This window comes from Streptomyces mauvecolor (genome assembly GCF_039532965.1).
In the GTDB taxonomy this organism is placed as follows: domain Bacteria; phylum Actinomycetota; class Actinomycetes; order Streptomycetales; family Streptomycetaceae; genus Streptomyces; species Streptomyces violascens.
On record NZ_BAAASQ010000041.1, the window covers coordinates 1 to 1380 of the forward strand.

The following is a 1380-nucleotide window of genomic DNA, read 5'->3' on the forward strand; positions in this document are numbered from 1 at the left end:
CCGCCCCCGCCGGCCCGGGCGGGCCCACCCCCGAGCCCGGCCGCCGCCGTACACTCCGCGCCCGCCAGCACCGCAGCGGATCCCCAAAGCCCTGACCCCAGCCTCCAGGCGGCAGGCGACGATCCCGGGGGCGAGATGATCAAGCTGATGCTGCGGGACATCGCCAACACTCTGATCGCTACGCGAGGCGTGAGCTGGCCGGCACATGCTTCGACCAGGCCACCATCGTCGCGCCGGATGAATCCTGCCGTGTCGGGATGTCAGTGGGGCCTGGCAGCATGTCGATCATGAGTCGCATCATTTCGTTCACCACCGCCGACCAAGCCGACGTCGTGGCGTTCCTGGGGGCGGCCGGGAATCTCACGTCAGAGCAGCAGCGCCTCCTGGGCTACATGCGCGACGACGCAGTCGAGGACCAGCAGGACCTGGACCGTCAGGGCATCGACTGGGGCCTTTCGGTCCCCGACGCGTTGGAACATCTGATCGCCGGTCGCGCCGACTCGGAGGCCGAGTGCGCGGGCAACGCCTACTACAGCGCGCTGCAGCACATCATCGACGCCAACGCCTCCGACCCCTTCGAACTCGGCGTCTACTCCAAGCCGTCCACGTTCTTCGGCCTGATGGACGACGAGCTGCGCCGCCTGGGCGTGAGCGCCGACCTGCTGCCCCACGGGTACCTGTTCGCCGGACCGCCCGCCGCCATCCCCTTCCCCATCCCCTATCCCGTGGACGGCTCACCCGACATCGGCACGCTGGCACTGGCCAAGGCCAAGCCCGCCGCCGACACCTACCGCGCAGTCCTGGACCAGATAGACCCCGACTTCACCTACGACCTGCAACTCCTGATCGAACGGCTTGAGTTCGAGCACGACGAATGGCAAGACAGCCAGGACATCGACTGGTACACCCAGGACACCATCTTCTTCTCCATCAAGGGCTGACCCGGCGAGCCGCGAAGGCGTAGAGGTCGGCGACCAGGTGAGCGGGGATCAGTCCCGGTCCTCTTGCAACTTCAGCATCTCGAAGACCCTCTGGCGTGGTCGATCAGCTCTTCGTAGGTGCCCATTTGGAGATGCGGCCCTGGTCGAGGACGATGATTCTGTCGGCGAGGCGGGTGTTGGCCAGACGGTGGGTGATGAAGACGGTTACCTGCCGTCGGCGAGGTAGGCACGGGCGCCACCGAAGCCGCCCGTGTGCCCGTCGACGTCCAGAAACACGGCAAATCCGCCGTGCAGGGCCTCAGCACGGGGCGCTAGGTCAGCGGCGATGTGGCAGAACATCGCCGCGGCGAGCTTGGAGTCGGCGGAGCCTTCTGTGAACTAAGACGTCATCTCATTTGGCTGTCTCGGTAGACTGCTGGCTGTGGTGGGGATTGTTGAG

General features: G+C 66.4%; 1 protein-coding gene and 1 pseudogene. One reads left to right on the forward strand and one right to left on the reverse strand.

All coding sequences use genetic code 11. The features are described from left to right. Positions 1-287: 287 nt before the first annotated feature. On the forward strand, positions 288-941 hold the full coding sequence (locus ABD346_RS34785; RefSeq protein WP_344380315.1) for a DUF7691 family protein: 654 nt from the start codon (positions 288-290) through the stop codon (positions 939-941). A 213-nt stretch (positions 942-1154) separates the two neighbouring features. On the opposite strand, the pseudogene ABD346_RS34790 reads toward ABD346_RS34785, so the two are convergent. Beyond that, positions 1155-1310 (reverse strand): annotated as a pseudogene (locus ABD346_RS34790) (M20 family peptidase); the annotation flags it as partial. Between the last annotated feature and the right edge of the window lie 70 nt (positions 1311-1380).